Genomic DNA, 9,078 nt, shown 5'->3' on the forward strand with positions numbered 1-9,078 from the left:
GGGCGGCCATGGCCAACGAGCAGAAACTCCGTGACTACCTCAAGTTCGTCACGGCCGATCTGAAGGACACCCGCGACCGGCTCGCCGACGTCGAGGCCCGGGACCGGGAGCCCGTCGCGATCGTGGCCATGAGCTGCCGCTACCCCGGCGGCGTCGGCTCGCCCGAAGACCTGTGGCAGCTGGTCGAATCCGGCACCGACGCGATCGGGGGCTTCCCGGCCGACCGCGGCTGGCCCGCTGGTTCGTTCCAGGGCGGTTTCCTCTACGGGGCAGGCGAATTCGACGCCGGCTTCTTCGGCATCTCGCCCCGCGAGGCCCTCGCGATGGACCCCCAGCAGCGGCTGCTGCTGGAGACGTCGTGGGAGCTGCTGGAGCGGGCCGGGATCGCGCCGAAGTCGTTGAAGCGCAGCAGTACCGGTGTGTTCGTCGGCGGCGCGGCTTCCGGTTACGGCACGTCCGCGGGTGACGACGAGGAGGTCGCGGGCTACCTGCTCACCGGGACCGCGGGCAGCGTGCTGTCCGGGCGGCTGTCCTACCACCTCGGGCTGGAGGGGCCGTCGGTCACGATCGACTCGGCGTGCTCGTCGTCGCTGGTCGCCCTCCACCTCGCCGCGCAGGCGTTGCGGCGCGGTGAATGCACCCTGGCGATCGCCGGTGGGGTGACCGTGATGGCCACCCCGGGCACGTTCGCCGAGTTCGACCGGCAGGGCGGCCTGGCGGCGGACGGTCGCTGCAAGGCGTTCGCCGACGCCGCCGACGGCACCGGCTGGGCCGAGGGTGTCGGCATGCTGCTGGTCGAACGGCTGTCGGACGCGCGGCGCCTCGGCCACCCGGTCCTGGCGGTCCTGCGCGGTTCGGCGGTCAACTCCGACGGCGCGTCGAACGGCCTCACCGCCCCCAACGGCCCCTCCCAGCGCCGCGTCATCACGGCCGCACTCGCCGCGGCGCGACTGTCCACATCGGACGTCGACGTCGTCGAGGCGCACGGCACGGGTACTTCGCTCGGCGACCCGATCGAAGCGCAGGCGCTGCTCGAAACCTACGGCCAGGACCGCTCGACCCCGTTGTGGCTGGGGTCGGTGAAGTCGAACATCGGGCACACGCAGTCGGCGTCCGGGGTGGCGGGCGTGATCAAGATGGTCATGGCGATGCGACATGGCTTGCTGCCAAGCACTTTGCACGCCGAGGAACCGTCGTCGCAAGTGGACTGGTCCGCCGGTGCGGTGGAACTGCTGACTTCGGCGCGGGAATGGATTGTTGATCGGCCGCGCCGGGCGGCGGTGTCGTCGTTCGGGATCTCCGGGACGAACGCGCACGTGATCCTCGAAGAGGGGGAGTCCGAGGCGCCTTCGTCGACCGCGGTGACGGGTCCGGTGCCGTGGCTGATCTCGGCCCGCGGCGCGGACGCTTTGCGCGCGCAGGCCGCGGCGCTCGTTCCCGTTGCTGACGCAGGCCTCCCGGACGTGGGCGCGGCATTGTTGAAGGGGCGTACGGCGTTCGAGGACCGGGCCGTCGTGGTCGGTGCCTCGGCTGAGGAGATGCGGGCCGGGCTTGAAGCCCTGGCTTCCGGGGGAAGTTCTCCGAACTTGGTGCACGGCAGCGTGGTGCCGGGTGCGCTGGCGGTGCTGTTCACCGGCCAGGGTGCGCAACGGGTCGGTATGGGCCGCGGTCTCTGTGCGCGTTTCCCCGTCTACGCCGAAGCTTTCGACGCCGTGCTCGCCCACTTCGACCCCTCACTCCGCGAGGCCTTCGACTACGCTGAGCTGCTCAACCGCACGGAGTTCACCCAGCCGGCGTTGTTCGCCGTCGAGGTGGCGCTGTTCCGCTTGGTCGAGTCGTTCGGCGTCCGCCCGGATTTCGTGGCTGGCCACTCGATCGGCGAGATCTCGGCCGCCCACGTCGCCGGCGTCTTGTCCCTGGAGGACGCTTGCCGCCTGGTCTCGGCCCGTGCGTCCCTGATGCAGGCCCTCCCCGCCGGTGGCGCGATGGTCTCGATCGCCGCCCCCGAGTCCGAGATCGTCTTGACCGAGGGTGTCTCGATCGCCGCAGTCAACACTCCCGAGTCGGTAGTCATTTCCGGCGAAGAGTCCGCGGTCCTCGCGATCGCCGCGCAGTTCCCGAAGACCAAGCGTCTCAAAGTCAGCCATGCGTTCCACTCGCCGCTGATGGACCCGATGCTCGACGACTTCCGCGCGGTCGCCGAGACCCTCACATACCACCCGGCGCAGATACCGGTGATCTCGAATGTGAGCGGTGCTCTCGCGGAGCCGTTCACCGCGGACTACTGGGTGCGTCATGTCCGCGAGGCGGTCCGCTTCGCCGACGGCGTCGCCACCCTCAAATCCGAAGGTGCACGAATCTTCCTGGAGCTGGGCCCGGACGGGGTGCTCAGCGCGATGGTCGAGGGAACCGCGATCAGTGCTCTGCGACGAGAGCGGGATGAAGAGAGAGCACTGCTCACAGCGTTGAGCACTGTTCACGTCCACGGTGTCGACGTCGACTGGGCCTCCTTCCTTCCCGCCGAAGCGCACGCCGAACTGCCGACCTACGCCTTCCAGCGGAAGCACTACTGGCTCACCGGCACCGCCGAAGTGTCCACTGAGGACAAGGCGTTCTGGACGGCGGTCGAGAGCGCGGACACGGACGACTTCGCCACCGCGCTCGGCCTCGACCAGGACCTCGCGGAAGCGGTGCGCCCGGCGCTGTCGGCGTGGCGGCACCGCAGCCGCCGGGACCGGACGGTCGCCGGCTGGCGGTACCGCGCCGAGTGGACCCCGCTCACCCTCGGTGCCGCCAAGCCCGGGCGCTGGCTGCTGGTCGCTCCCGCGGGCGACGAAACCGCCGCTCGACTGGGTGAACTCCTCTCCGGAGTCGTGCCCCTGACCACGGCGGGCGAGTCCCGCGCCGAGCTGGCGGACCGCCTGCGCGAGGCAACCGCGACGAAGTTCCGCGCCACCGGGCTGGGAGAGGCCGGGCAGGACCGGCCCGCGTCGGGGGAGTCCTCCACCGACTCGCCGCATGAAGCCGGCGAGGCCTGGACCGGTGTCCTCTCCGTCGGTGGCGATGTCGCCACGACCACCGCCCTCGTCCAAGCGCTCGGCGACGCGGGAATCGCCGCGCCGCTCTGGTGCCTGACCAGCGACACCCCCGCCCAAGCTGGGATCTGGGGGCTCGGCCGCAGCGCCGCGCTGGAAGTCCCCGAACGCTGGGGTGGACTCGTCGAACTCCCTGACGAACTGGACGAACACACCACCCGACAGCTCCTCGCCGTGCTGGGTGGGCGCGAGGACCAGGTCGCCATCCGCGCGTCCGGCGTCTTCGGGCGCCGGCTCGTGGCCGCCCCGGCCGACGCCGCACGTGACTGGCGGTGGCGCGGGACCGTTCTCATCACCGGCGGCACCGGCGCGCTCGGCTCCCGCGTCGCGCGGTGGGCGGCGGCGAACGGCGCCGAAAGGCTCGTCCTCACCTCCCGTCGTGGCCCGGACGCCCCAGGCGCGACTGAACTGGCCGCCGAGCTGACCGCGGCCGGCACCCCGACGGTCATCGAGGCCTGCGACGTCGCCGATCGGGACGCCGTCGAAGCCCTCCTCAACCGGATTCCCGACCTGCGGGCCGTGGTGCACACCGCGGGTGTGCTCGACGACGGCGTCCTCGACACGCTGACCCCCGAGCGCCTCGCGCGGGTCGAGGCGGCCAAGGTCGCCGGCGCGCTGCACCTCGACGAACTGACCCACGACCTCGACGCCTTCGTGCTGTTCTCCGGCCTCGCCGGCACCCTCGGCGCGGCCGGGCAGGCCGGGTACGCCGCAGCCAACGCCCGGCTCGATGCCTTGGCCGAGGCGCGCTGTGCCGCGGGGCGGCCCGCGCTGGCCGTGGCGTGGGGGCCGTGGGCCGGCGGTGGGATGGCGGACGACGGGGTCGCCGCCCGGCTCGGGGCGGCGGGGCTCCGGCCGCTCGATCCGGACCTCGCGCTCGCCGCGCTCGGTGGGGCGCTCGCCGCGGGGGACACGACCGTGGCGATCGCCGACGTCGACTGGCCGGTGTTCGGCCGGGCGTTCGCCGCGGCCCGGCCGAGTCCGCTGCTCGCCGAGCTGGCGCCGGCCGCCGAGGCGCCCGTCGTCGTCGAACGCACCGCCGCCAGGGTGCTGGACCTCGTCCGCGAGCACGTCGCCGCGGTGCTCGGGCACGCTTCGGCAGCGGCGGTCGATCGCGACCGGGCGTTCAGCGACCTCGGCTTCACGTCGTTGTCGGCGGTCGAGCTCCGCAACCGGCTGCGCACCGCGACCGGGCTCGACCTGCCCGCCACCCTGACCTACGACCACCCCGACCCGGCGACTCTCGCGCGGCACCTGCACGGCCTGCTCGCCGGTTCGGCGCCGGACGTGAGCACGCCGGCCGCGGTCGCCGCGAGGGACGACGAGCCGATCGCGATCGTGGCCATGGCGTGCCGGTTCCCCGGCGAAGTCCGGTCGCCGGAAGACCTGTGGGACCTCGTCGCGCGCGGCGCCGACGCGCTGTCCGCCCCGCCCGCCGACCGCGGCTGGCCGTCCGACCTCGCCGCCGTCCGTCCGGGCGGTTTCCTGAGCGGGGCCGCGGACTTCGACGCCGGCCTCTTCGGCATCTCGCCCCGCGAGGCGCTCGCCATGGACCCGCAGCAGCGGCTGCTGCTGGAAACGACGTGGGAGCTGTTCGAGCGCGCGGGCCTCGACCCGCGTTCGCTGCGCGGCGAGCGCATCGGCGTGTTCGCCGGCACCAACGGCCAGGACTACCCGGCGCTGCTCACCGACGCGGGCGACGACGTCGCCGGCTACGTCGGCACGGGCAACGCGGCGGCGGTCGTCTCCGGCCGGATCGCGTACTCGTTCGGGCTGGAAGGCCCGGCGGTCACCGTGGACACGGCGTGTTCGTCGTCGCTGGTGGCGGTGCACTGGGCGCGGCAGGCACTGCGGGCGGGCGAGTGCTCGATGGCCATCGCGGGCGGTGTCACGGTGATGTCGACGCCGGGCGCGTTCGTGGAGTTCGACCGGCAGGGCGGCCTCGCCCCGGACGGCCGCATCAAGGCGTTCGCCGACGGCGCGGACGGCACCGGCTGGGGCGAAGGCGTCGGCTTGCTGTTGGTGGAGCGCTTGTCGGACGCACAGCGCAACGGTCACGAGATTTTGGCTGTGGTGCGGGGTTCGGCGGTGAATTCGGACGGTGCGTCGAACGGCTTGACGGCGCCGAACGGCCCGTCGCAGCAGCGGGTCATCCGCGCCGCGCTGGCGGACGCGGGCTTGGCTCCGTCCGAAGTGGACGCGGTGGAAGCGCACGGCACCGGCACCAAACTCGGTGACCCGATCGAAGCGCAGGCGCTGCTGGCGACCTACGGTCAGGATCGCTCGACGCCGCTGCTGCTGGGTTCGGTGAAGTCGAACCTGGGGCACACGCAGGCCGCCGCCGGGGTCGCCGGGATCATCAAGATGGTCATGGCGATGCGCAACGGTGTGCTGCCGCAGACGCTGCACGTGGACCGTCCTTCGTCCCATGTGGACTGGACGTCGGGTGCGGTGGAGGTGCTGACCGAGCCGCGGAAGTGGCTGTCGGACCGACCCCGGCGAGCGGGTGTTTCGTCGTTCGGGATCTCGGGGACGAACGCCCACACGATCCTGGAGCAGGCGCCCGAGGAGGCCGTCGTCCACGACACGGCGCCGGTCGGGGTGCTGCCGGTGCCGGTTTCGGCGCAGACCGAGGAAGGTGTGCGCGCGTTGGCTCGGCGGCTGCTCGCCGGTGAACGCGGTGCGCTGCCGGACGTGGCTTTCTCGCTGGCGACGGGCCGTGCGGCCTTGCCGCGGCGAGCGGTCGTGGTCGCTTCGGACGACGCTGAGCTGGTTCGCGGGTTGACGGCGTTGGCGGAGGGTGCGTCGGATCCGTCCGTGGTGCGCGGGGATGCCGCGCCTGGCCCGCTCGCCGTGTTGTTCACCGGTCAGGGCGCGCAGCGGGTCGGGATGGGGCAGGGGCTGTCCGAGCGGTTCCCGGTGTTCGCCTCGGCTTTCGACGAGGTGTGCGCCCGGTTCCCGGACCTGCGGACGGCTTTCGACGACGCCGAGCTGCTCAGCCGCACGGAGTTCACGCAGCCTGCGTTGTTCGCGATCGAGGTCGCGCTCTTCCGCTTGGTCGAGTCGTTCGGCGTCCGCCCGGATTTCGTGGCCGGTCATTCGATCGGCGAGATTTCCGCCGCGCACGTGGCCGGGGTGCTGTCCCTCGAGGACGCCTGCCGGCTGGTCTCGGCGCGTGCTTCGCTCATGCAGGCCCTGCCCGCCGGTGGGGCGATGGTCTCGATCGCCGCTCCCGAGTCCGCGATCGTCTTGACCGAGGGCGTCTCGATCGCTGCGGTGAACGGTCCCGAGTCGGTGGTCATCTCCGGTGACGAGGCCGCGGTACTGGCGATCGCGGCCCAGTTCCCCAAGACCAAGCGCCTCACGGTGAGCCACGCGTTCCACTCGCCGTTGATGGATCCGATGCTGGACGAGTTCCGCGCGGTCGCCGAGACGCTCACCTACCACCCGGCGGCGATTCCGGTGATCTCGAATGTGAGCGGTGCTCTCGCGGAGCCGTTCACGGCTGACTACTGGGTGCGGCACGTGCGGGAAGCGGTCCGGTTCGCCGACGGCGTCTCGACGTTGGAGGCAGCCGGTGTAGGGGTGTTCCTGGAGCTGGGTCCGGACGGGGTGCTGAGTTCGATGGTCCCCGGCACGGCGATTCCCGCGCTGCGGCGGGACCGCGACGAAAAACGGACGTTCTTCACCGCACTGGCCGGGCTCCACGCCGCCGGGGTCCCGGTCGACTGGGCGGAGCTGCCCGGCCACCGGATTCCCTTGCCCACGTACGCTTTCCAGCGCGAGCGGTTCTGGCCCACCCCCGCCCCGCGGCCGGTCGGCGGCGAGGTCGACGCCCAGTTCTGGGCGGCCGTGGACCGCGCGGACGCGGCCGGTCTGTCGGCTGGAACCGGGGTGCCGGAATCGGATGTGGCGAGGGTGCTGCCGGCGCTGGCTTCGTGGCGTCGCGACCGTGCCGAGACCGCGGTGGCGGACTCCTGGCGCTACCGGGTGACCTGGCTCCCGATCGCGGAGCCCACCCCGGCGACCGCCGGGAGTCACGTGGCCGTGGCCACCTCCGGAGCGGCTCGGCGCTGGGCCGACGCGCTGGGGGTCCCGGTCGTCGAGCCGCACGAGCTCGGTGCGGCCGACGGGGTCGTCCTGATCGCGGCACCGGGCGACGACGCGCTCGTCACCGCCATGGAGCTGGCCAGGGCCGGCGTGACCGCGCCCCTGTGGTGCGTGACGCTCGGCGCGGTCGAAGTCCCCGGCGACGACAGCCCCGGCGACCCCGGCCTGGCCGCGCTCTGGGGCTTCGGGCGGGCGCTCGCGTTGGAGACCCCGGACCGCTGGGGTGGCCTGGTGGACGTGCCGGCGGTCCCCGACGAGCACCAGGTCGACCGCCTCCGGGCAATCATCGCCGGCCAGGCCGGCGCGGGCGAAGACCAGCTCGCGCTCCGCCCCGCCGGCGTCTTCGCCCGTCGTCTCGTCCGCGCCCCGCTGACCGCGCCGGCCTGGAGCCCGCGGGGGACCGTCCTCATCACCGGCGGTACCGGTGCACTGGGCGCGACCGTCGCTCGCTGGGCCGCCGGGGCGGGCGCCGAACACCTCGTCCTCCTGAGCCGAAGCGGCCCGGCGGCACCCGGGGCCGGAGAACTGGCCGACGAGCTGCGCGCCACCGGAGCCAAGGCGACCGTCCTGGCCTGCGACGTCGGCAACCGCGCCGACCTCGCCCAGGCCCTCGAACGGCTCCCGGAGATCACCGCCGTCGTCCACGCCGCCGGGGTGAGCCAGGCCACCGCGTTCGCCGACCTCGACGACGCCGGCTTCCACCGGATCCGGGAAGCCAAGGTCGCCGGGGCCCGGCACCTCGACGAACTCCTCGGCGACGACCTCGAAGCCTTCGTCCTCTTCTCGTCCATCGCGGGAGTCTGGGGCAGCGGCGGCCAGACCGCCTACGCCGCGGCCAACGCCGAACTCGACGCACTCGCGAACCAGCGTCGGGCACGCGACCGGGTTGCCACCTCCGTGGCCTGGGGCCCCTGGGCCGAAGGCGGGATGGCCGCCGACCCGGCCGCCCAGGAGCACCTCCGGCGGCGTGGGCTCGCCACCCTCGCGCCCGGGAAAGCCCTCGCCGCGCTGCGGCGGGCCGGGGACGAGAACGTCGTCGTCGCCGATGTCGACTGGGCCAAGTTCGTCCCGGCCTTCACCGCCACACGCCCGAGCCGCCTGCTCGCCGAGCTGCCCGAGGCGCGGGTCGCGGAGCCGCAAAAGGCCGTCGACCAGGGGGACGGCTTCCGGACGAAGCTCGCCGGGCTCTCGCCGGCCGATCAGCTCGCCGAGCTCGTCACCCTCATCCGGACCGAGGCCGCGCACGTCCTGGGGCACGCCACGACCGCCGCCGTGGATCCCAAGCGGGCCTTCACCGAGCTCGGGTTCGACTCGCTCACCGCCGTCGAGCTGCGGGGCCGGCTCGCCGCCGAGACCGGGCTCGAACTGCCCGCCACCCTCGTGTTCAACCACCCCAACACGACCGCGCTCGCCGAGCACCTGCGGGCGCAGCTGGGGGACAGCACTCCCAGCGTGCTGGCCGAGCTCGAGCGGCTGGAAACGGCGCTGGCCGGCGGCGAACCCGACCGGCTGACGCGCGGGGAGCTGACCGTCCGGCTGCAGGCTCTCTTGAGCCGGTACGCCGAACCGGCGGCGGTCCCGGCGCCGGCCGGCGGCCTCGAATTCGCCGACGACGACGCGCTCCTCGAATTCATCAACAATGACCTCGGGAAATTGTAGAAGCAATTCTGGAAAGGAAAACCCGCCCTCGGCAAGGGGGCGGGTTTTCCCTGTGTAGGGGCCCCTTTAAGGGGGATCATTAGGGGTTGTAGGGCCAAAAAAGGTCCCATAGCCTGCAGATTGATGCCACTTCGGCGCGGGCCCGGTGCCGCTTTCGGCGGTGCGGCCGGCCGGGGTTCCGCAGTTCGCTGGAGAAAAGGCTGGTGGCACTGAC

General features: G+C 72.8%; 1 protein-coding gene. It reads left to right on the forward strand.

Annotated elements, in window-relative coordinates; genetic code table 11:
- Positions 1-8 precede the first annotated feature (8 nt).
- Positions 9-8,864, forward strand: coding sequence for a type I polyketide synthase (locus ACLJQM_RS28500; RefSeq protein ID WP_410633429.1), 8,856 nt, complete (start codon positions 9-11; stop codon positions 8,862-8,864).
- Positions 8,865-9,078: the final 214 nt, after the last annotated feature.

Source organism: Amycolatopsis sp. cmx-4-83 (genome assembly GCF_046548815.1).
In the GTDB taxonomy this organism is placed as follows: domain Bacteria; phylum Actinomycetota; class Actinomycetes; order Mycobacteriales; family Pseudonocardiaceae; genus Amycolatopsis; species Amycolatopsis pretoriensis_A.

Coding starts and splice junctions, on each gene's coding strand:
- ACLJQM_RS28500 (WP_410633429.1), top strand. CDS start 9: ATGGCCAACGAGCAGAAACTCCGTGACTACCTCAAGTTCGTCACGGCC.